The organism is Rheinheimera hassiensis (genome assembly GCF_022436675.1).
GTDB classification, from domain to species: Bacteria; Pseudomonadota; Gammaproteobacteria; order Enterobacterales; family Alteromonadaceae; genus Alishewanella; species Alishewanella hassiensis.
Genome location: NZ_JAKUJZ010000016.1, coordinates 1 through 18,319, shown reverse-complemented (window position 1 = coordinate 18,319; position 18,319 = coordinate 1). Strand labels below are relative to the sequence as shown.

General features: G+C 47.2%; 31 protein-coding genes. All 31 read left to right on the top strand.

Translation table 11 applies throughout. The features are described from left to right. Nucleotides 1-178: 178 nt before the first annotated feature. The 31 genes from MJX74_RS21345 (at nucleotide 179) to MJX74_RS21195 (ending at nucleotide 18,054) form a co-directional block, all read left to right on the top strand. On the top strand, nucleotides 179-1,918 hold the full coding sequence (locus MJX74_RS21345) for an acyl-CoA dehydrogenase family protein (RefSeq protein WP_240225054.1): 1,740 nt from the start codon (nucleotides 179-181) through the stop codon (nucleotides 1,916-1,918). 14 nt (nucleotides 1,919-1,932) lie between these two features. Then, on the top strand, nucleotides 1,933-2,793 hold the full coding sequence (locus MJX74_RS21340) for a phospholipase A (RefSeq protein ID WP_240225053.1): 861 nt from the start codon (nucleotides 1,933-1,935) through the stop codon (nucleotides 2,791-2,793). 222 nt (nucleotides 2,794-3,015) lie between these two features. Next, entirely contained in the window at nucleotides 3,016-3,327 is a 312-nt protein-coding gene (gene rpsJ / locus MJX74_RS21335; protein WP_008899121.1) for a 30S ribosomal protein S10, read from the top strand. 29 nt (nucleotides 3,328-3,356) lie between these two features. Further along, nucleotides 3,357-3,995, top strand: coding sequence for a 50S ribosomal protein L3 (rplC, locus tag MJX74_RS21330; protein ID WP_068238335.1), 639 nt, complete (start codon nucleotides 3,357-3,359; stop codon nucleotides 3,993-3,995). Nucleotides 3,996-4,013: 18 nt separating this feature from the next. Further along, nucleotides 4,014-4,619: a 50S ribosomal protein L4 gene (gene rplD, locus MJX74_RS21325; protein ID WP_092796978.1), complete on the top strand. Its 606-nt coding sequence runs from the start codon at nucleotides 4,014-4,016 to the stop codon at nucleotides 4,617-4,619. Continuing rightward, on the top strand, nucleotides 4,616-4,918 hold the full coding sequence (gene rplW, locus MJX74_RS21320; protein WP_068238329.1) for a 50S ribosomal protein L23: 303 nt from the start codon (nucleotides 4,616-4,618) through the stop codon (nucleotides 4,916-4,918). The genes rplD and rplW overlap by 4 nt, the downstream gene beginning before the upstream one ends. Before the next feature lie 16 nt (nucleotides 4,919-4,934). Then, nucleotides 4,935-5,759, top strand: coding sequence for a 50S ribosomal protein L2 (gene rplB / locus MJX74_RS21315; protein ID WP_068238326.1), 825 nt, complete (start codon nucleotides 4,935-4,937; stop codon nucleotides 5,757-5,759). Between the two features lie 16 nt (nucleotides 5,760-5,775). Then, nucleotides 5,776-6,054 (top strand): 30S ribosomal protein S19, encoded by a 279-nt coding sequence (gene rpsS, locus MJX74_RS21310; protein ID WP_008950795.1) that lies wholly within the window; start codon nucleotides 5,776-5,778, stop codon nucleotides 6,052-6,054. Nucleotides 6,055-6,064: 10 nt separating this feature from the next. Beyond that, complete coding sequence (gene rplV / locus MJX74_RS21305; RefSeq protein ID WP_019677721.1) at nucleotides 6,065-6,397, top strand: 50S ribosomal protein L22; 333 nt, start codon at nucleotides 6,065-6,067, stop codon at nucleotides 6,395-6,397. A gap of 9 nt (nucleotides 6,398-6,406) precedes the next feature. Then, nucleotides 6,407-7,120 carry a 30S ribosomal protein S3 gene (gene rpsC / locus MJX74_RS21300; protein ID WP_008224489.1) on the top strand — a complete coding sequence of 238 codons (714 nt, stop codon included), beginning with the start codon at nucleotides 6,407-6,409 and terminating at the stop codon, nucleotides 7,118-7,120. A gap of 12 nt (nucleotides 7,121-7,132) precedes the next feature. After that, entirely contained in the window at nucleotides 7,133-7,546 is a 414-nt protein-coding gene (gene rplP / locus MJX74_RS21295; protein WP_046559235.1) for a 50S ribosomal protein L16, read from the top strand. Continuing rightward, a complete protein-coding gene (gene rpmC, locus MJX74_RS21290) occupies nucleotides 7,546-7,737 on the top strand; it encodes a 50S ribosomal protein L29 (RefSeq protein WP_008224486.1) in 192 nt (63 codons plus the stop codon). The genes rplP and rpmC overlap by 1 nt, the downstream gene beginning before the upstream one ends. Next, nucleotides 7,737-7,991: a 30S ribosomal protein S17 gene (rpsQ, locus tag MJX74_RS21285; RefSeq protein ID WP_068238321.1), complete on the top strand. Its 255-nt coding sequence runs from the start codon at nucleotides 7,737-7,739 to the stop codon at nucleotides 7,989-7,991. Before rpmC ends, rpsQ begins: the two co-directional genes overlap by 1 nt. Before the next feature lie 165 nt (nucleotides 7,992-8,156). Then, a complete protein-coding gene (rplN, locus tag MJX74_RS21280) occupies nucleotides 8,157-8,525 on the top strand; it encodes a 50S ribosomal protein L14 (protein WP_027672151.1) in 369 nt (122 codons plus the stop codon). A 9-nt stretch (nucleotides 8,526-8,534) separates the two neighbouring features. Beyond that, complete coding sequence (gene rplX / locus MJX74_RS21275) at nucleotides 8,535-8,849, top strand: 50S ribosomal protein L24 (protein ID WP_068238319.1); 315 nt, start codon at nucleotides 8,535-8,537, stop codon at nucleotides 8,847-8,849. 19 nt (nucleotides 8,850-8,868) lie between these two features. Next, nucleotides 8,869-9,408: a 50S ribosomal protein L5 gene (gene rplE / locus MJX74_RS21270; protein WP_068238316.1), complete on the top strand. Its 540-nt coding sequence runs from the start codon at nucleotides 8,869-8,871 to the stop codon at nucleotides 9,406-9,408. A gap of 11 nt (nucleotides 9,409-9,419) precedes the next feature. Then, nucleotides 9,420-9,725 carry a 30S ribosomal protein S14 gene (rpsN, locus tag MJX74_RS21265; RefSeq protein ID WP_068238311.1) on the top strand — a complete coding sequence of 102 codons (306 nt, stop codon included), beginning with the start codon at nucleotides 9,420-9,422 and terminating at the stop codon, nucleotides 9,723-9,725. Between the two features lie 21 nt (nucleotides 9,726-9,746). Continuing rightward, complete coding sequence (gene rpsH, locus MJX74_RS21260; RefSeq protein ID WP_068238308.1) at nucleotides 9,747-10,139, top strand: 30S ribosomal protein S8; 393 nt, start codon at nucleotides 9,747-9,749, stop codon at nucleotides 10,137-10,139. A 15-nt stretch (nucleotides 10,140-10,154) separates the two neighbouring features. Further along, the gene (rplF, locus tag MJX74_RS21255) at nucleotides 10,155-10,688 is read left to right on the top strand and encodes a 50S ribosomal protein L6 (RefSeq protein WP_068238305.1); all 534 of its coding nucleotides are present in this window, start codon (nucleotides 10,155-10,157) and stop codon (nucleotides 10,686-10,688) included. A gap of 9 nt (nucleotides 10,689-10,697) precedes the next feature. After that, nucleotides 10,698-11,048: a 50S ribosomal protein L18 gene (rplR, locus tag MJX74_RS21250; protein ID WP_068238302.1), complete on the top strand. Its 351-nt coding sequence runs from the start codon at nucleotides 10,698-10,700 to the stop codon at nucleotides 11,046-11,048. A 9-nt stretch (nucleotides 11,049-11,057) separates the two neighbouring features. Next, nucleotides 11,058-11,561: a 30S ribosomal protein S5 gene (rpsE, locus tag MJX74_RS21245; RefSeq protein ID WP_068238299.1), complete on the top strand. Its 504-nt coding sequence runs from the start codon at nucleotides 11,058-11,060 to the stop codon at nucleotides 11,559-11,561. A gap of 6 nt (nucleotides 11,562-11,567) precedes the next feature. Continuing rightward, nucleotides 11,568-11,750, top strand: coding sequence for a 50S ribosomal protein L30 (gene rpmD, locus MJX74_RS21240; RefSeq protein ID WP_027672159.1), 183 nt, complete (start codon nucleotides 11,568-11,570; stop codon nucleotides 11,748-11,750). Between the two features lie 3 nt (nucleotides 11,751-11,753). After that, nucleotides 11,754-12,188: a 50S ribosomal protein L15 gene (gene rplO, locus MJX74_RS21235; RefSeq protein ID WP_068238296.1), complete on the top strand. Its 435-nt coding sequence runs from the start codon at nucleotides 11,754-11,756 to the stop codon at nucleotides 12,186-12,188. 15 nt (nucleotides 12,189-12,203) lie between these two features. After that, nucleotides 12,204-13,532 (top strand): preprotein translocase subunit SecY, encoded by a 1,329-nt coding sequence (secY, locus tag MJX74_RS21230; RefSeq protein ID WP_068238295.1) that lies wholly within the window; start codon nucleotides 12,204-12,206, stop codon nucleotides 13,530-13,532. Between the two features lie 21 nt (nucleotides 13,533-13,553). Next, a complete protein-coding gene (gene rpmJ, locus MJX74_RS21225; RefSeq protein WP_082694854.1) occupies nucleotides 13,554-13,667 on the top strand; it encodes a 50S ribosomal protein L36 in 114 nt (37 codons plus the stop codon). A gap of 135 nt (nucleotides 13,668-13,802) precedes the next feature. Then, on the top strand, nucleotides 13,803-14,159 hold the full coding sequence (gene rpsM, locus MJX74_RS21220; protein WP_068238294.1) for a 30S ribosomal protein S13: 357 nt from the start codon (nucleotides 13,803-13,805) through the stop codon (nucleotides 14,157-14,159). An 11-nt stretch (nucleotides 14,160-14,170) separates the two neighbouring features. Continuing rightward, on the top strand, nucleotides 14,171-14,560 hold the full coding sequence (gene rpsK, locus MJX74_RS21215; protein WP_040552629.1) for a 30S ribosomal protein S11: 390 nt from the start codon (nucleotides 14,171-14,173) through the stop codon (nucleotides 14,558-14,560). A gap of 33 nt (nucleotides 14,561-14,593) precedes the next feature. Then, nucleotides 14,594-15,214 carry a 30S ribosomal protein S4 gene (gene rpsD / locus MJX74_RS21210; protein ID WP_068238290.1) on the top strand — a complete coding sequence of 207 codons (621 nt, stop codon included), beginning with the start codon at nucleotides 14,594-14,596 and terminating at the stop codon, nucleotides 15,212-15,214. 23 nt (nucleotides 15,215-15,237) lie between these two features. After that, nucleotides 15,238-16,227 carry a DNA-directed RNA polymerase subunit alpha gene (locus MJX74_RS21205; protein ID WP_027672165.1) on the top strand — a complete coding sequence of 330 codons (990 nt, stop codon included), beginning with the start codon at nucleotides 15,238-15,240 and terminating at the stop codon, nucleotides 16,225-16,227. 39 nt (nucleotides 16,228-16,266) lie between these two features. Continuing rightward, entirely contained in the window at nucleotides 16,267-16,665 is a 399-nt protein-coding gene (rplQ, locus tag MJX74_RS21200) for a 50S ribosomal protein L17 (RefSeq protein ID WP_027672166.1), read from the top strand. 108 nt (nucleotides 16,666-16,773) lie between these two features. After that, nucleotides 16,774-18,054: a serine hydrolase gene (locus MJX74_RS21195; protein ID WP_240225052.1), complete on the top strand. Its 1,281-nt coding sequence runs from the start codon at nucleotides 16,774-16,776 to the stop codon at nucleotides 18,052-18,054. Nucleotides 18,055-18,319 lie beyond the last annotated feature (265 nt).

Genomic DNA, 18,319 nt, shown 5'->3' with positions numbered 1-18,319 from the left:
ACAGTAGGTGCGGGTGTAGTATCAAAAATCCTGGCGTAATAGCTAAGATGTGAAAAAGCCCCGTAAGGGGCTTTTTTTATGGCTGAATTTTACTGCTGCAAGATATTATTCAAACACTTGTTTGAAAATCAAAGCTGTGCCATGCTTAAACTCATCCGTCCAGTTGAGGTGCAACGTTATGAGCCACTACCAGGCCCCACTAAATGATATTTGTTTTAACCTGTTTGATGTATGGCAGCTCGACAAATATTGGCAGCAGCAAAGCCAGTTACAAGAATTAATTGAAGCCGACACAGCTAAAGCTATTTTGGAGGAAGCAGCCAAAATATGTGAGCAACAGTTGGCACCCTTCTCGGGCGACGCTGATAAACAAGGTGCTCAACTTAAGGATGGCAAAGTCATGTTGCCGCAGCACTATCAAACCGCCTATCAAAGTTTAACTGAAGGCGGCTGGACCAGTCTTAGTGGTGATCCGCAATACGGCGGTATGGGAATGCCCAAAGCGTTATCAATGATGGTTGATGAAATGCTCTGCAGTGCCGATATTGCCTTTTCACTTTATCCGGGTTTAACCGCTGGCGCTTGCGTTGCTTTATTGCAACATGCGGATGAGGCCACCAAAGCACTGTACTTGCCGAAAATGTACAGCGGCGAATGGTCCGGCACTATGTGTTTAACTGAAGCCCATGCCGGTTCTGATCTGGGCATTATGCGCACCACCGCAAAACCGGCGGATGATGGCAGCTATCTGCTGAGCGGCAGCAAAATTTTTATTACTGCCGGCGAGCATGATTTAACCTCGAATATCATCCATCTGGTATTAGCTAAGCTGCCGGATGCACCGGCAGGCAGCCGCGGCATTTCGCTGTTTTTGGTGCCTAAGTATTTACCTGACTCAGATGGTGAGCCGGGCGAGCGCAATGATGTTAGTGTAGGTTCTATCGAGCACAAAATGGGCATCAATGGCTCGGCAACCTGCGTGCTGAATTTCGACTACGCCAAAGGCTATTTAATCGGTGAACCACACCGTGGTTTAGCCTGTATGTTTACCATGATGAACTATGAGCGTTTATCAATGGGCAGTCAGGGGCTGGGGGCGGCTGAGCGCGCTTATCAAAATGCGCTGGCTTATGCTAAAGACCGGTTGCAGGGTAGGATTACCGTAAAAGACGCCAATAAAGCTGAGCCGATAATCGGTCATGCGGATGTGCGGCGCATGTTACTCAACATTAAAGCAATGAATGAGGCCGGCCGCACCTTTGCTACCTGGGTAGCGTCACTGCTGGATAAAGCTAAGTACGGCAACTGCCCGGTATCGGCACAACGCGCAAATTTGCTTACGCCAATAGCCAAAGCTTTTATGACAGATCAGGGCTTTGATGCCTGTGTGACCGCACAGCAAGTATTTGGCGGCCATGGCTATGTTAAAGAGTGGGGTATGGAGCAGCTGGTGCGTGATGTACGTATTGCTCAGATTTATGAGGGCACTAATGGCATCCAGGCGGCAGACTTTATGTTGCGTAAAGTGGCAGTTGACCAAGGCTCAGTATTGCTTACGTTACTGGCAGAAATCAAGGCTGAAATGGCCGCGACACCAATTGATGCTGCTGCGTCGCTGCATCATTACATCGGCCAATTACAGAGCTTAACGGCAGAGCTACTGGCACAAGACAGCCGATCACAAAGCGGTAATGCCTGTGATTACTTAACGTTAGTTTCATATGTTCTTTACGGTTATATGTGGTATAAAAATCTGGCCGCGCTGCAGAGCACTTCACATAGCGAGAGCTTCACAGAGGCAAAACAATATACAGCAGCTTATTACTTTGAGCGCGTTTTACCCAAGGCCTCAGGGTTACTTAGCGTGTTAAGGCGCGATTCAGCGGTAATGGATAAGTTTGCTACAGATCATTTTTAACATTAAGGAGAGTTATGAAGTACCTGCTTGGTTTGGTTAGCTTATTGGCATTTTCTGTATCAGCGGCAGATGCACTGGATAAAAGAATGAAAGCCGAGCAGTGGGATTCGTATGCGCCTTTTACGTTGATACCACATCATAACAACTATCTGATGCCGGTAACTTACGTTGATGGGATCGCCCCCATCATGGTGAATGACGGCGAGTCAGCACCGTCGGATAATGTAGAAGCTAAATTTCAGCTCAGCTTAAAAACGCCGCTGTGGAGTAAAATTTATAACGACAATGGCTATCTGTTTTTTGCCTTTACCCAGCAGGCATATTGGCAGGCCTACAACAGTGAGGTGTCATCGCCGTTTCGGGAGAACAACTACGAACCCGAGCTTATTCTGATGTTTCCGCATTATGCCAATGTTGAAGATGCCGCCAGCCGTATTATTGGTTTGAGCTTATCGCATCAATCTAACGGCCGCTCCGGAGCGCAGTCTCGCAGTTGGAACCGGCTAAAGCTCAGTTGGGTAACGTCTATTGGCAATGTATTTATTAATTTTGAGCCTTACTACCGTTTTAAAGAAGATCCGAAAGAATCACCAACAGACAATAAGGGTGACGACAACCCGGACATCACCAAATACATGGGCTGGTTTGAACTGTCCGCTGCTTACAAGCAAGGGGGCGCAACCTGGCGTATGATGGTACGCAATAATCTGCGTAGCGACAACAAAGGTGCTGTACGTTTGTCTTACTCAGTACCGTTTAACAACCATATCCGCTTTTATGCCGAGTTGTTTAACGGTTATGGCGAAAGCCTGATCGACTACAATCGCTCGGTTACCCGCTTTGGTATTGGCTTTGAGTTGAATGATATTCTGTAGTGCAATTTATAACCAATGCTTGCGTTATCATTGGTTTTCAGTATAATGCGCGGCCAGTCGATTTAATTCTGACTGGCTTGCTAAGTAAACTTTAGAGTTATTTAGCACTTACAGTGCTCCCGATTGGGGAGCAAACGTAACTTCGGTGCATGGGCATCCCCCTTCTTGGGCTGGATAGCTTGTGTTTATTTTTGCTCTTTTTGCTCTTTGAGGCTTTGATACATGAGTAATCAAAGGATTCGCATCCGTCTGAAAGCGTTCGATCACCGTTTGATCGATCAGTCAACCATGGAAATCGTTGACACAGCTAAGCGTACGGGCGCACAGGTTCGTGGTCCTATTCCACTTCCTACCCGCCAGGAACGTTTCACTGTATTGATTTCTCCTCACGTCAACAAAGATGCACGTGATCAGTACGAAATCCGTACCCACAAGCGTTTAATCGACATCGTTGAGCCAACCGAGAAAACGGTTGATGCGCTGATGCGTTTAGACTTGCCTGCTGGCGTTGACGTTCAAATCAGCCTGGGCTAATCAGACAGGTTTATAGAGAGGTTTAGGAAATGGCTATCGGTCTAGTCGGTCGTAAAGTGGGAATGACTCGCATCTTCACTGAAGACGGCGTTTCAATTCCAGTAACCGTAATCGAAGCGACACCAAACCGTGTAACTGCAGTTAAAACTGCAGAGACAGACGGTTACAGCGCACTGCAAGTGACTGCTGGTACTGTAAAGGCAAGCCGCATGAGCAAGCCAGAAGCAGGCCACTTCGCTAAAGTGGGCGTGGACGCTGGTCGTGGTCTGTGGGAATTCCGCCTGACAGATAACGAAGGTGCTGACATCACTGTCGGCAGCGAAATTACGGTTGAAATTTTCGCTGAAGCGAAAAAAGTTGATGTGTCTGGCACATCAAAAGGTAAGGGTTTTGCCGGTGCTGTTAAGCGCTGGAATTTCCGTACTCAGGATGCTACTCACGGTAACTCGTTATCACACCGTGCCCCTGGTTCAATTGGTCAGAACCAATCACCAGGTAAAGTATTCAAGGGTAAAAAAATGGCTGGTCACTTAGGTGCTGAGCGCGTAACCGTGCAGTCACTGGAAGTGGTTCGTGTAGACGCAGAACGTAATCTGCTGTTAGTGAAAGGTGCAGTACCTGGCGCTATCGGTGGTGACGTGATCGTTAAACCAGCTGTTAAAAGCTAACGTCTGAGGAGATAAGTGATGGAATTAGCATTACGAGACGCTCAAGGCGTTCTTGAAGTTTCCGAAGCTACCTTTGGACGTGAGTTTAATGAAGCTTTGGTTCATCAGGTCGTTGTAGCCTATGCTGCCGGCGCCCGTCAGGGTACCCGCGCTCAGCTGACACGTTCTGAAGTACGCGGTGGTGGTAAGAAGCCATGGCGTCAAAAAGGTACAGGCCGCGCGCGTGCCGGCACTATCCGCAGCCCAATCTGGCGCGGAGGCGGTGTAACTTTTGCGGCTAAGCCACAAGATCACAGCCAAAAAGTAAACCGTAAAATGTATCGTGGTGCGATCCAAAGCATCCTGTCTGAATTAGTACGTCAAGAGCGTTTAATCGTGGTGGAAAATTTCGCCGTTGATTCGCCTAAGACCAAAGATTTAACTGCAAAGTTAAAAGCAATGGACTTAAAAGACGTGTTAATCGTGACTAACGAAGTGGATGAGAACCTGTTCTTATCAGCACGCAACCTGTACAAGGTTGATGTGCGTGACGTACACGGTATCGACCCGGTCAGCTTAATCGCATTCGACAAAGTGTTAATGACTGCTGCTGCAGTTAAGCAACTTGAGGAGCTGTTAGCATGATCCGCGAAGAACGTTTACTGAAGGTTATTTTAGCACCACACGTATCTGAAAAGAGCACTGTGTCTGCTGAAAAACATAATACAGTCGTTTTCAAGGTAGCCACTACTGCGACTAAAGCTGATGTTAAAGCAGCAGTTGAAAAACTGTTCGAAACTGAAGTCGTTGGTGTGCGTACTGTTAACGTTAAGGGTAAGTCCAAGCGCACTGGTGCGCGTATGGGCAAGCGTAGCGATTGGAAAAAAGCTTACGTAACTCTTAAAGAAGGCAGCGAAATCGATTTCGTTGGCGGCGCTGAGTAAGAAGAGGAGTTAGGAAATGGCACTTGTAAAGTGTAAACCTACGTCACCAGGTCGTCGCCACGTATTAAAAGTGGTTAACCCAGACCTGTACAAAGGCAAGCCTTATGCCCCTTTGTTAGAGAAAAATTCAAAAACTGGTGGTCGTAACAACAACGGTCGCATCACTACCCGTCATATCGGTGGTGGTCATAAGCAACATTACCGTTTAGTTGACTTCAAACGCAACAAAGATGGCATTCCAGCCAAAGTTGAGCGTTTAGAGTACGATCCAAACCGTACTGCTAACATCGCACTGGTGTTATACGCAGACGGTGAGCGTCGTTACATTCTGGCCCCTAAAGGCCTGAAGGCAGGTGATACAGTGGTTTCAGGTATGGAATCACCAATCAAAGCCGGTAACACCTTACCACTGCGCAATATCCCGGTTGGTCAGGTAGTACACAACATCGAAATGAAACCAGGTAAAGGTGGTCAGTTAGCTCGTTCAGCTGGCGCATTTGTACAGATCCTGGCTCGTGACGGTGAGTACGTGACACTGCGTTTACGCAGTGGCGAAGTACGCAAAGTATTAGCAGATTGTCGCGCGACTATCGGTGAGATCGGCAACGCGGAACATATGTTACGTCAATACGGTAAAGCTGGTGCAATGCGCTGGCGTGGCGTTCGCCCAACCGTACGTGGTGTGGTAATGAACCCGGTTGATCACCCACACGGTGGTGGTGAAGGTAAAACTTCTGGTGGTCGTCACCCTGTATCTCCATGGGGCGTACCAACGAAGGGTTACAAAACTCGTTCAAACAAGCGTACTGATAAACTTATCGTACGTCGTCGTGATAAATAATTTGTGAGGAATTGCCATGCCACGTTCTCTCAAGAAAGGTCCATTTATTGACCTTCACTTGCTGAAGAAGGTAGAGAAAGCGTTGGAAAGCGGTGACAAGAAGCCTATTAAGACTTGGAGCCGTCGTTCAATGATCATACCTGATATGATCGGTTTGACCATCGCTGTCCATAATGGTCGTCAACATGTACCTGTGTTCGTCTCGGAAGAGATGATTGGTCACAAGTTAGGTGAATTTGCACCTACTCGTACCTACCGTGGTCATGCAGCCGACAAAAAGGCCAAGAAGCGCTAAGGGGTAAATGATGCAAGCATTAGCTAAACACAAATTTGCCCGTTCTTCTGCTCAAAAAACCCGTCTGGTCGCTGACCAGGTGCGTGGATTGTCAGTAGATAAGGCGCTGAACGTACTGACTTACAGCCCGAAAAAAGCTGCTGAGTTAGTTAAAAAGGTTCTTTTATCAGCCATTGCCAACGCTGAGCACAATGAAGGCGCGGATATTGATACGCTGAAAGTTAAGACTATCTTCATTGATGAAGGTCCGTCTATGAAGCGCATCAAGCCACGTGCTAAAGGTCGTGCTGACCGTATCGTCAAGCGTACTAGCCACATTACTGTGGTTGTAGCTGATAACTAGGAGAGAGAAATGGGACAGAAAGTACATCCTAATGGTATTCGCCTAGGTATCACTAAGCCATGGAGCTCAACCTGGTTCGCGAATACGAAAGACTTCCCGGATTTCTTAAACGGTGACTTTAAAGTTCGTCAGTATCTGACAAAAGAACTGAAAGCCGCGTCAGTTAGCCGGATCGATATTGAACGCCCTGCGAAAAGCATCCGTGTGACAATTCACACTGCGCGTCCAGGCGTAATCATCGGTAAGAAAGGTGAAGATGTTGAGAAAATCCGCAAGCAAGTAGCAGCCATCGCTGGCGTACCTGCGCAGATTAACATCTCTGAAATCCGCAAGCCTGAGCTGGATGCCAAATTAGTTGCTGACTCAATCAGCAGCCAGTTAGAGCGTCGTGTAATGTTCCGTCGTGCTATGAAGCGCGCGGTACAAAACGCCATGCGTATCGGTGCCAAGGGTATCAAAGTTGAAGTTAGCGGCCGTTTAGGCGGCGCAGAAATCGCTCGTTCAGAGTGGTACCGTGAAGGCCGCGTGCCACTTCACACTCTGCGTGCTGACATCGATTACAATACCTCAGAAGCACTGACTACTTACGGTATCATTGGTGTGAAAGTGTGGATTTTCAAAGGCGAGATCTTAGGTGCTCTGCCATTGAACAACAACACCAACAACGCCAACAATAACAACCAGCCTAAAGCGCCGAAAAAACCGGCACGTAAGGCTAAGTAGGGGTATTGAGCGATGTTGCAACCAAAACGTACAAAATTTCGTAAAGTGCACAAAGGTCGTAACCGTGGTTTAGCCCAGGTTGGTGACAAAGTATCTTTCGGTACATATGCACTGAAATCTTTAGAACGTGGTCAGATGACTTCACGTCAAATCGAATCTGCACGTCGTGCTATGACGCGCGCTGTTAAGCGTGTTGGTAAAATCTGGATCCGTGTGTTCCCAGACAAACCAATCACCGCTAAGCCGCTGGAAGTACGTATGGGTAGTGGTAAAGGTTCTGTTGAGTATTGGGTATGTCAGATTAAACCTGGCAAAGTACTGTACGAAATGGACGGTGTGTCTGAAGAGTTAGCGCGTCATGCATTTGCACTGGCTTCCGCTAAGCTACCATTTAAGACAACCTTTGTAACGCGGACGGTAATGTGATGAAAGCCAGCGAATTAAAAGCGAAAAGTGTTGAAGAGTTAAACGCTGAATTACTGGGCTTGTTACGTGAGCAGTTCAACCTGCGCATGCAATTAGCTACCGGTCAGTTAGCTCAAACGCATTTATTTAAGCAGGTGCGTCGTGATATCGCGCGCGTTAAGACCATCTTAACCGAGAAGGCAGGTGCGTAATGAGCGAAACTAATACTCGTACACTGCAAGGTAAAGTGATCAGCAACAAAATGGACAAGTCTATTACTGTTGCGATCGAGCGTTCGGTGAAACACCCAATTTACGGGAAGTTCATCAAGCGTACTACCAAGCTGCACGTACATGACGAAACAAATCAGTGTAAAGAAGGCGACGTAGTCACTATCCGTGAATGCCGTCCTTTGTCCAAGACTAAGTCATGGACCCTGGTTGCTGTAGTCGAATCAGCATCTTAATTCGTTAAGATGTTAAAAGCGGCTCCATAACGGAGCCGCTTTTATTTTGCGCTACCTTTTTAACAAGAGTGCTGTTATAATCACGCGCCCTCTTGTCAGGGGGTAGTTTTTATCGTAAGCAGCGTAGCCCGTGAGGGTTATTTAGTAGAATAGCGGAGCACTAAGATGATCCAGATGCAATCTATGCTGGAAGTCGCAGACAACAGCGGCGCGCGCAGCGTAATGTGTATTAAGGTCTTAGGTGGTTCACATCGCCGTTATGCTGCAATTGGTGACATCATCAAAATTACCGTTAAGGAAGCAATTCCGCGCGGTAAGGTTAAAAAAGGTGATGTACTGAATGCAGTGGTGGTGCGTACACGCAAAGGCGTACGCCGTCAGGACGGGTCATTAATCCGTTTTGATCGCAATGCAGCAGTGTTGTTAAACAGCAAGCTGGAACCGATCGGCACTCGTATTTTCGGGCCTGTTACACGTGAACTTCGTGGCGATAAGTTTATGAAGATCGTGTCTCTGGCACCTGAAGTACTGTAAGGAGTCACCATGGCTAGTAAAATCCGTCGTGATGACGAGGTTGTTGTTCTTACTGGTAAGGACAAGGGTAAGCGCGGTAAGGTTACTAAAGTTTTAGTAGCTGAAGGTCGTGTTTATGTTTCCGGCGTTAACCTGGTTAAAAAGCATCAGAAGCCTGTACCGGCTCTGAATCAGCCAGGCGGTATCGTTGAGAAAGAAGCCTCAATTCATGTTTCAAACGTAGCGATCTTTAACTCTAAAACGGGTAAAGCAGATCGTGTAGGTTTCCGCCTTGAAGACGGCAAAAAAGTACGTTTTTTCAAGTCGAATAACGAAGTAATTTAATTGCTATTGGAGTAATACGATGGCGAAACTGCATGAAATTTACAAAGACACCGTAGTCCCAGAACTGTTTAAGCAGTTCGGCTACACCAGCGTCATGCAAGTCCCTCGGATTGTTAAAATCACACTCAATATGGGTGTGGGTGAAGCCGTAGCTGATAAAAAGATCCTTGATAACGCCGTAGCAGATTTAACTGCTATTGCCGGCCAGAAACCTCTGGTAACTAAGGCTCGTAAATCAGTAGCTGGTTTCAAAATCCGTGAAGGCTACCCTATTGGCGCAAAAGTGACCCTGCGCGGCGAACGTATGTGGGAATTCTTAGAGCGTTTAGTCTCTATTGCTATCCCGCGTATTCGTGACTTCCGTGGTGTAAACCCGAAGTCGTTCGATGGCCGTGGTAACTACAGCATGGGTGTACGTGAGCAAATCATTTTCCCAGAAATCGACTATGACAAAGTAGACGCAGTACGTGGTTTAGATATCACTATTACGACTACCGCGCGTACCGATGACGAAGGACGTGCTTTACTTGCCGCGTTTAACTTCCCATTCAAGAAATAAGGTGTAGGGTCATGGCAAAACAATCAATGAAAGCCCGCGAGTTAAAGCGTGCACAACTGGTAGCCAAATTCGCTGCAAAGCGTCATGAACTGAGAGATGCGATTGCCAATCCTGCGACTTCTGACGAAGATCGCTGGGCTGCAGTTCTTAAGTTACAGACGTTGCCGCGTGATTCAAGCCCTTCGCGTCAACGTAATCGTTGTCGTGTAACTGGTCGTCCACACGGTTACCTGCGTAAGTTCGGCATGAGCCGGATCAAGGTCCGTGAAGCGGCGATGCGCGGTGAAATTCCTGGCCTTCGTAAGGCTAGCTGGTAAGAATCACGGGAGTAACGAGCTATGAGTTTGCAAGATCCAGTAGCGGATATGTTTACTCGCATCCGCAACGGCCAGTCAGCCAATAAAGTTGCGGTTAAGATGCCATCTTCAAAACTGAAGGTGTCTATTGCGAAAGTATTAAAAGACGAAGGTTACATCGCTGATTTCGCGGTTTCTGGTGATGTTAAGCCAGAGCTGGAAGTAACGTTAAAGTACTTCCAGGGCAAATCTGTAATTGAAACTATCGATCGTGTTAGTCGTCCAGGTCTGCGCATCTATAAGAAGCGTGGCGATTTACCTAAGGTAATGGGCGGTTTAGGTGTGGCCATCGTGTCAACATCTAAAGGACTAATGACTGACCGCGCCGCGCGCAAGGTTGGTATCGGTGGCGAAATCATCGGCTACGTAGCGTAACGGAGGTAGTAATCTATGTCTCGTGTTGCTAAAGCCCCAGTCACTATCCCAACCGGCGTTACTGTAACGCAAAAAGGTCAGGTAGTGTCGTTCAAGGGCAAAAACGGCGAGTTAACATTAGATGTTAACCCAGCGGTTGAAGTCGTGGTAGATGGTAACGTTTTACGTACCAATCCACGTGACGGCTTCGATGGTGCTGACGCGCAAGCGGGTACTGCCCGTGCGTTAATCAACAACCTGGTTACTGGTGTAACTGAAGGCTTCTCACAGAAGCTGGAACTGGTTGGTGTTGGTTACCGTGCGAAAGCAGAAGGTAAAGTATTGAACCTGAGCCTGGGCTTTTCTCACCCAGTGGTGTTTCAGGTACCTAACGGTATCACTATTGAAACGCCAACCCAGACTGAAGTACTGGTAAAAGGTGCTGACAAGCAATTAGTTGGTCAGGTTGCCGCTAACATCCGGGCATACCGTAAACCAGAGCCTTATAAAGGCAAAGGTGTGCGCTATGCAAATGAAAACGTGCGTCGTAAAGAAGCGAAGAAAAAGTAGGGTAGGACGATGGATAAGAAACTTGCTCGTCTGCGCCGTGCCAAACGCACTCGCAGAAATATTATCGAACAAGGTGCGAATCGCCTGGTTGTACACCGTACACCACGTCACATCTACGCCCAGCTTATCGCACCAAATGCTGAAGTGATTGCTGCAGCTTCTACCGTAGAAGCTTCAATCAAAGACTCACTGAAGTACACTGGTAACGTAGATGCTGCTAAGGCTGTAGGTAAAGCGATTGCCGAACGTGCAGTAGCCAAAGGCGTTACTGCTTGTGCTTTTGACCGCAGTGGCTTCCAGTATCATGGTCGCGTACAAGCTCTGGCTGACGCGGCGCGTGAAGCCGGTCTTCAGTTCTAGGAGTAGCTCATGGCTAACGAAGAAGCTAAACAACAATCTGATTTACAAGAGAAGCTTGTTGCAGTAAACCGCGTGTCAAAAGTTGTTAAAGGTGGTCGGATTTTCTCCTTCACCGCTTTGACCGTAGTTGGTGACGGTAATGGTCGCGTTGGTTTTGGTTATGGTAAAGCGCGTGAAGTTCCAGCTGCCATTCAAAAGGCAATGGAAAAGGCACGTCGCAATATGACTCAGGTTGAGTTAAATGGTAACACTTTACACCACCCAACCCGTGGTGTTCACTCAGGTTCAAATGTTTACATGCAACCTGCAGCTGAAGGTACTGGCTTGATCGCCGGTGGTGCAATGCGCGCCGTACTGGAAGTTGCTGGTGTACAGAACATTCTGTCTAAGTGTTACGGCTCAACTAACCCAATCAACGTAGTTCGCGCAACTATTAATGCACTGTCGACTGTTAAGTCGCCAGCTCAAATAGCTGCTAAACGCGGTTTACGCGTTGACGACATTCTGGGGTAATCTGCCATGGCGAAGAAGACAATTAAAGTAACCCAAACGAAGTCAAGCATCGGTCGTTTACCGAAGCACAAGGCCTCGTTAACTGGGTTAGGTTTACGCCGCATCGGTCACACTGTTGAAGTTGAAGATACACCTTCAGTTCGCGGTATGATCAACGCTGTGTATTACATGGTTAAAGTGGAGGAGTAACAGATGTTATTAAATACTCTTGCTCCGGCACCTGGTGCTAAGAAAGAAAAGCGCCGCGTGGGTCGTGGTATCGGCTCTGGCTTAGGTAAAACTGCTGGTCGTGGTCACAAAGGTTTGAAATCACGTTCTGGCGGTAAAGTGCGTCCTGGTTTCGAAGGCGGTCAAATGCCATTGAAACAGCGCTTACCTAAATTTGGTTTCACTTCACAGAAATCTCTGGTTTCTGCTGAAGTACGTCTGCACGAACTGGCAGCGGTGAAAGGTGATGTAGTTGATCTGGCTAGCCTGATGGAAGCTAACATCATTTCTCGTACTGTTAAGTTTGCCAAAGTAGTACTGTCAGGTGAGATTACTCGCCCGGTAACCGTAAAAGGTTTAGGTGCAACTAAAGGCGCGCGTGCAGCAATCGAAGCCGCTGGCGGTAAAGTCGAAGAATAATAAGGATAGTACGCGATGGCTAAACCAGGTTCGGACTCAAAAAGTGCAAAAGGCGGATTCAGCGAGCTGAAAGCCCGTTTGTTATTTGTACTTTTGGCCATAATCGTATTTCGGTTAGGCTCCTTTGTGCCAATTCCTGGAATTGACGCCGCCGTGCTGGCTCAGTTATTCGAGCAACAAAAGGGCACCATCGTTGAAATGTTTAACATGTTCAGCGGTGGCGCACTTGAGCGTGCTTCCGTATTTGCGTTGGGTATTATGCCCTACATCTCTGCCTCTATTATTGTTCAGCTGTTAACGGTAGTTCATCCTGCCATGGCCGAATTAAAGAAAGAAGGCGAAGCTGGAAAGCGCAAAATTAATCAGATGACGCGCTACGGTACTTTAGCATTAGCAACGTTACAGGCCATTGGTATTGCCACTGGCCTGCCTAATATGATGCCGGGTTTAGTGATAAACCCAGGCTTTGCATTTTACTTCACTGCGGTAATCAGTTTGGTTACCGGTACCATGTTTTTAATGTGGTTGGGTGAGCAAATTACAGAGCGTGGCATTGGTAATGGTATTTCGTTGCTAATCTTTACCGGTATTGTTGCCGGCTTCCCGTCGGCCATTGGTCAGACGATTGAGCAGGCACGTCAAGGCGATTTGCACTTTTTACTGTTAGTTGCAATAGGTGCGATCGTGATCGCGATTACCTGGTTTGTGGTGTTCTTTGAACGCGGCCAGCGTCGGATTGTGGTCAATTACGCCAAGCGTCAGCAAGGCCGTCAGGTGTTTGCCGCGCAAAGCAGCCATTTGCCGTTAAAGGTCAATATGGCCGGTGTAATTCCGCCGATTTTTGCCTCTAGCATTATTCTGTTCCCCGGAACGATAGCCAGTTGGTTTGGTTCAGGTGAAGGTGCGGTAGCTAACTTCCTTCAGGAATTAGCATTAACATTATCTCCGGGACAACCGTTGTATATGATGTTATACTCCGCGGCCATTATTTTCTTTTGCTTCTTCTATACTGCGTTGGTGTTTAACCCGCGTGATACAGCTGAAAATCTGAAGAAATCTGGTGCTTTTATCCCTGGGATCCGTCCTGGTGAGCAGACATCAAAATACATTGATAAAGTGATGACAAGGTTAACCTTAGCAGGTGCCTTGTATATAACCTTTATCTGTTTAGTTCCTGAGTTCATGATGGTAGCGTGGGACGTACAGTTCTACTTCGGTGGTACTTCACTGCTGATTATCGTTGTGGTTATCATGGACTTTATGGCACAGGTACAGACGCATTTGATGTCACATCAATATGATTCTGTGCTTAAAAAGGCAAATCTTAAAGGCTACGGCCGTTAAGATAGTTTGCGGAGTTAAGTTATGAAAGTACGAGCTTCCGTTAAGAAGATCTGCCGTAACTGCAAAGTGATTAGACGTAATAACGTTGTTCGCGTAATTTGCAGTGAGCCAAAGCACAAACAGCGCCAAGGCTAATAGCAGAACAAAAATGATACTGTGGGCTACGCTGATTGGTTGAGCCCCTTTATCGTTTGCAATATCAGCGCCATTTGAGTATCCTTACGGGCTTTTCAAATTGGCATTTTTAAACTCTATTATAGGAGAACGTTAGTGGCCCGTATCGCTGGCATTAACATCCCCGATAATAAGCATGCGGTCATCTCTTTGACCTATGTTTATGGTATCGGCAAAACCCGCGCTAAATCGATTTTAGCTGCAGTGGGTATCGAAGAAAGTACAAAAATTGCTGCGTTAAGCGACGCTCAGTTAGATACGCTTCGTGACGAAGTTGCAAAATACACCGTTGAAGGTGACTTGCGCCGTGAAATTACGTTAAACATTAAGCGTTTAATGGACCTTGGTTGCTACCGTGGCCTGCGCCACCGTCGTAGTCTGCCGGTTCGTGGTCAGCGCACTAAAACTAATGCGCGTACCCGCAAGGGCCCACGTAAAGCGATTAAGAAATAAGGTGATTCAACATGGCTAAAGCACCAGTTCGTACTCGTAAACGGGTAAAAAAGCAAGTTTCAGACGGTATGGCTCATATCCATGCTTCTTTCAACAACACCATCGTGACGATTACTGATCGTCAGGGCAATGCATTGTGCTGGGCTACTGCCGGCGGTTCAGGTTTCCGTGGTTCACGTAAATCTACTCCGTTCGCTGCTCAGGTAGCTGCAGAGCGTGCAGGTACTGCTGCGCTGGAATATGGTCTGAAGAACCTTGAAGTGTTTGTGAATGGCCCAGGCCCAGGCCGCGAATCAGCGATTCGTGCTCTGAACGCCGCTGGTTACAAGATCACAAATATCACCGACGTGACGCCTATCCCACATAACGGATGTCGTCCACCTAAAAAACGTCGCGTGTAATTACAGCGCTTCACGGATTATTGGAGAAAGAAGATGGCAAGATATTTGGGTCCTAAGCTCAAACTAAGTCGTCGCGAAGGTACAGATCTGTTCCTGAAGAGCGGCGTAAGAGCAATCGATTCAAAGTGTAACTTAACTACTGCCCCTGGTCAGCACGGCGCTCGTCGCGGTCGCTTATCAGACTACGGTTTACAGTTACGCGAGAAACAAAAAGTACGTCGTATGTATGGCGTATTAGAGAAGCAGTTCCGTAATTATTACAAGGAAGCTGCTCGTTTGAAAGGTAATACAGGTGAAAACCTGTTAGCGTTGTTAGAGTCACGCTTAGACAACGTAGTATACCGTATGGGTTTGGCCAGCACGCGCGCTGAAGCACGTCAGTTGGTTAGCCACAAAGCCATCATGATTAATGGTCAAGTGCTGAACATTCCATCATACAAAGTATTACCTGAACAAGTGATCTCTGTTCGTGAGAAAGCGAAAAAGCAAGCCCGTATTGGTGCTGCGCTTGAAGTAGCTGCACAACGTGAGAAACCAACTTGGATCGAAGTAGATAATACGAAACTGGAAGGCGTTTTCAAACGTCTGCCTGAGCGTTCAGATTTGTCTGCTGACATCAACGAACAGTTAATCGTCGAGCTTTACTCTAAGTAAAGCTAATTGTTAAGAGAGGATATATGCAGGGTTCTGTCACCGAATTCCTTAAGCCGAGATTAGTTGGTATCGAAAAAATCAACCCAACTCGTGCCAAAGTTACTTTGGAACCACTTGAGCGCGGTTTCGGGCATACCTTGGGCAACGCGTTACGTCGTATTCTGCTTTCGTCAATGCCAGGTTGTGCAGTGACTGAAGTTGAGATTGACGGCGTTCTCCATGAGTACAGTGCCAAAGAAGGTGTACAGGAAGATATCATCGATATCCTTCTGAACCTGAAAGGCCTTGCCGTTCGCCTGGAAGACAAAGATGAAGTCACTCTGACTTTGACGAAGAAAGGTGCTGGCCCTGTAACAGCTGGAGACATCCAGCATGGCGACGGTGTGGTTATTACCAACCCTGAGCACGTTATTTGCAACCTGACTGGCGAAACTGAATTCAGTATGCGCCTGAAAGTTGAACGTGGTCGCGGTTATGTGCCTGCATCAGCGCGTTTGTCCTCAGATGATGACGAGCGTCCTATTGGTCGTCTGTTACTGGATGCCTCTTTCAGCCCGGTAGAGCGTATAGCCTACTCAGTTGAAGCTGCGCGGGTAGAACAGCGTACCGATCTGGACAAACTGATCATCGATATGGAGACCAACGGCACTGTTGAGCCAGAGGAAGCCATTCGCCGTGCAGCAACAATTTTGGCCGAACAGCTAGAGTTCTTCGTCGAGCTGCGCGATAAGAGCGAACCGGAAAAACGCGAAGAGAAGCCGGAGTTTGATCCGATTCTGTTACGTCCGGTCGATGATTTGGAATTAACAGTTCGTTCTGCTAACTGCTTGAAGGCAGAGCAGATTCAGTACATTGGTGATCTGGTTCAGCGTACCGAGGTTGAGTTACTTAAAACACCTAACCTGGGTAAAAAGTCGCTTACCGAAATCAAAGACGTGCTGGCATCACGCGGTTTATCTCTGGGCATGCGCCTTGAGAACTGGCCGCCAGCGAGTCTGGTAAATAAAGACTAATCAGATACCAGTTTCTGGTTTAGTGAGAAGGAATAGATCATGCGCCATCGCAAGAGTGGTCGTCAATTAAACAGGAACAGCAGCCACCGTACGGCAATGTTCCGCAATATGGCAAGCTCGTTGGTGAAGCACGAAATCATCAAAACGACTTTGCCAAAGGCTAAAGAGTTACGTCGTGTGATCGAGCCACTGATCACATTGGCAAAGAATGACAGCGTTGCAAACCGCCGTTTAGCTTTCGCCCGTACTCGTGATAAAGAAGTAGTAGGTCTGTTATTCAACGTGCTGGGCCCGCGTTACAACGCGCGTCCAGGTGGTTACACTCGTATTTTGAAGTGTGGCTTCCGTGCCGGTGATAACGCACCTATGGCTTACATCGAGTTAGTCGATCGTCCGGAAGTGGACGCACTGCCAGTTGAAGAAACTGCAGCTGAGTAAGCGCTAAAGAACTAAAAAGCCGGGCTATGCCCGGCTTTTTTATGCCTGTTTGTTTTTCCAACCGCTAATTCGTACTATGGAGCTTCGTTTTAAGTCCAGGTATCGATGATGCAAAAAATATCGCTTTTTCTGTTATTACTGATTGTGTCACAGGCAACGGGTGCTAAAACGCCGCCAGATCTTCAGTATCAATCACTGCAGCCACTGTTATCCGGGGTAACAGCTGATTACCCGATATTGCAGCGAGTGCTGAGTAGTCCTGAGCCTTACCGGCTGCAAATTATCTATACACGAATTGACCGTGACGCTGATAATAATCCAGCGCTGACGTACTATCAGTTTGGGCTTGATGATGACCGCTATTTCTATCCGGCCAGCACAGTAAAACTGCCGATAGCACTGTTGGCGTTGGAGTGGTTGACGGAGAAAAGCATCGCCGGTTTAAATGCTCACACCACTATGTTGACTGATGCGGCAACTGACTGGCAGACAGCGCAAGCTAACGACCCGACCGCTTTGAATGGCTTGCCCAGCATTGCGCAGTATATAAAGAAGATATTACTGGTAAGTGATAATGACAGCAGCAACCGGTTGTATGAATTGTTGGGGCAAGATTTTATTAATCAGCGTTTGGCAGCTAAAGGCCTGACGCATAGTGTGATTAATCATCGCCTCAGCGTGCCATTGACGGTAGAGCAAAACCGGCAGTTCAACCCGGTACGCTTTGTTGATATTAAGGGCAAGCCAATTCTGGCTCTGCCGGCCCGCAGTACAAATCAGCAATATATCAACAAAGATAAACCGACATTGGGCAGAGCGTATATCAGTGGTAATGAATTGATTAACTCACCGATGGATTTTACTGACAAAAACCGTCTCAGCGTTGCTGATTTTGATGGTGTAATAAAGCGGGTGATCTTTCCGCAGCTTTTTACGGAGAATGAGCGTTTTAATCTACGGCCGGAAGACCGTGCGTTGGTGCTGCGTTATATGGCGATGTTACCGCCTGACAGCGTTAATCCACTTTACGATGCAACACAGTACCCGGATAACTATTCTAAATTTTTGTTGTTTGGCGGTAAGGCACAGCAGATACCACCACATATTCGTATTTTTAATAAAACCGGCTGGGCCTATGGCCATATTATTGATGGCGCCTATATTGTCGACCTGCAGCAGCAGATCGAGTTCTTTATTACAGCAGTGATCTACGCCAATGAAAACGATACTTTAAATGACGATCAATATCAGACAGACGAAGTGGCTCTGCCGTTTCTGCGCCAGTTAGGCGAATATCTGTATCAGCATGAGCTGCAACGTCCAAAAAAACATAAGCCAGATCTGTCCGAAGTTATCAGAATCACAGCATCAGATGTTGAAATTGACTGATTTATAACCAAAAATCAGTGCTTTTTCAAAGGATCGCTTAAAAAGTGCGCGGTCGATCATATTTCTGTAAAAAAGATCTTGATCGAATTGCAGCGATCTCTATAATGCGCACCACACAGACGGCAGCAAGCGAAAGCAGAAAGCGTCTGACTGAGGTGAAAGCCTCGCGTCATTGAGTAAACTCTGACGCACGCTCTTTAACAATTAGCAATCAATCATCTGTGTGGGCACTTATGATGGATTTCACGAAAAATGAAATTTATCG

Bases quoted from the DNA above. Each gene is read 5' to 3' on its own strand.
- rpsQ (WP_068238321.1), top strand. From the start codon at position 7,737: ATGAGCGAAACTAATACTCGTACACTGCAAGGTAAAGTGATCAGCAAC.
- rpmJ (WP_082694854.1), top strand. From the start codon at position 13,554: ATGAAAGTACGAGCTTCCGTTAAGAAGATCTGCCGTAACTGCAAAGTG.
- rplR (WP_068238302.1), top strand. From the start codon at position 10,698: ATGGATAAGAAACTTGCTCGTCTGCGCCGTGCCAAACGCACTCGCAGA.
- rpsK (WP_040552629.1), top strand. From the start codon at position 14,171: ATGGCTAAAGCACCAGTTCGTACTCGTAAACGGGTAAAAAAGCAAGTT.
- rpsJ (WP_008899121.1), top strand. From the start codon at position 3,016: ATGAGTAATCAAAGGATTCGCATCCGTCTGAAAGCGTTCGATCACCGT.
- rplQ (WP_027672166.1), top strand. From the start codon at position 16,267: ATGCGCCATCGCAAGAGTGGTCGTCAATTAAACAGGAACAGCAGCCAC.
- rplN (WP_027672151.1), top strand. From the start codon at position 8,157: ATGATCCAGATGCAATCTATGCTGGAAGTCGCAGACAACAGCGGCGCG.
- rpsE (WP_068238299.1), top strand. From the start codon at position 11,058: ATGGCTAACGAAGAAGCTAAACAACAATCTGATTTACAAGAGAAGCTT.
- rpsH (WP_068238308.1), top strand. From the start codon at position 9,747: ATGAGTTTGCAAGATCCAGTAGCGGATATGTTTACTCGCATCCGCAAC.
- rpsD (WP_068238290.1), top strand. From the start codon at position 14,594: ATGGCAAGATATTTGGGTCCTAAGCTCAAACTAAGTCGTCGCGAAGGT.
- rplF (WP_068238305.1), top strand. From the start codon at position 10,155: ATGTCTCGTGTTGCTAAAGCCCCAGTCACTATCCCAACCGGCGTTACT.
- rpsC (WP_008224489.1), top strand. From the start codon at position 6,407: ATGGGACAGAAAGTACATCCTAATGGTATTCGCCTAGGTATCACTAAG.
- rplX (WP_068238319.1), top strand. From the start codon at position 8,535: ATGGCTAGTAAAATCCGTCGTGATGACGAGGTTGTTGTTCTTACTGGT.
- MJX74_RS21345 (WP_240225054.1), top strand. From the start codon at position 179: ATGAGCCACTACCAGGCCCCACTAAATGATATTTGTTTTAACCTGTTT.
- rplV (WP_019677721.1), top strand. From the start codon at position 6,065: ATGCAAGCATTAGCTAAACACAAATTTGCCCGTTCTTCTGCTCAAAAA.
- rplO (WP_068238296.1), top strand. From the start codon at position 11,754: ATGTTATTAAATACTCTTGCTCCGGCACCTGGTGCTAAGAAAGAAAAG.
- rpsS (WP_008950795.1), top strand. From the start codon at position 5,776: ATGCCACGTTCTCTCAAGAAAGGTCCATTTATTGACCTTCACTTGCTG.
- rpmC (WP_008224486.1), top strand. From the start codon at position 7,546: ATGAAAGCCAGCGAATTAAAAGCGAAAAGTGTTGAAGAGTTAAACGCT.
- rpsN (WP_068238311.1), top strand. From the start codon at position 9,420: ATGGCAAAACAATCAATGAAAGCCCGCGAGTTAAAGCGTGCACAACTG.
- secY (WP_068238295.1), top strand. From the start codon at position 12,204: ATGGCTAAACCAGGTTCGGACTCAAAAAGTGCAAAAGGCGGATTCAGC.
- MJX74_RS21195 (WP_240225052.1), top strand. From the start codon at position 16,774: ATGCAAAAAATATCGCTTTTTCTGTTATTACTGATTGTGTCACAGGCA.
- rplC (WP_068238335.1), top strand. From the start codon at position 3,357: ATGGCTATCGGTCTAGTCGGTCGTAAAGTGGGAATGACTCGCATCTTC.
- rpmD (WP_027672159.1), top strand. From the start codon at position 11,568: ATGGCGAAGAAGACAATTAAAGTAACCCAAACGAAGTCAAGCATCGGT.
- rplP (WP_046559235.1), top strand. From the start codon at position 7,133: ATGTTGCAACCAAAACGTACAAAATTTCGTAAAGTGCACAAAGGTCGT.
- rplB (WP_068238326.1), top strand. From the start codon at position 4,935: ATGGCACTTGTAAAGTGTAAACCTACGTCACCAGGTCGTCGCCACGTA.
- rplW (WP_068238329.1), top strand. From the start codon at position 4,616: ATGATCCGCGAAGAACGTTTACTGAAGGTTATTTTAGCACCACACGTA.
- MJX74_RS21340 (WP_240225053.1), top strand. From the start codon at position 1,933: ATGAAGTACCTGCTTGGTTTGGTTAGCTTATTGGCATTTTCTGTATCA.
- rplD (WP_092796978.1), top strand. From the start codon at position 4,014: ATGGAATTAGCATTACGAGACGCTCAAGGCGTTCTTGAAGTTTCCGAA.
- MJX74_RS21205 (WP_027672165.1), top strand. From the start codon at position 15,238: ATGCAGGGTTCTGTCACCGAATTCCTTAAGCCGAGATTAGTTGGTATC.
- rplE (WP_068238316.1), top strand. From the start codon at position 8,869: ATGGCGAAACTGCATGAAATTTACAAAGACACCGTAGTCCCAGAACTG.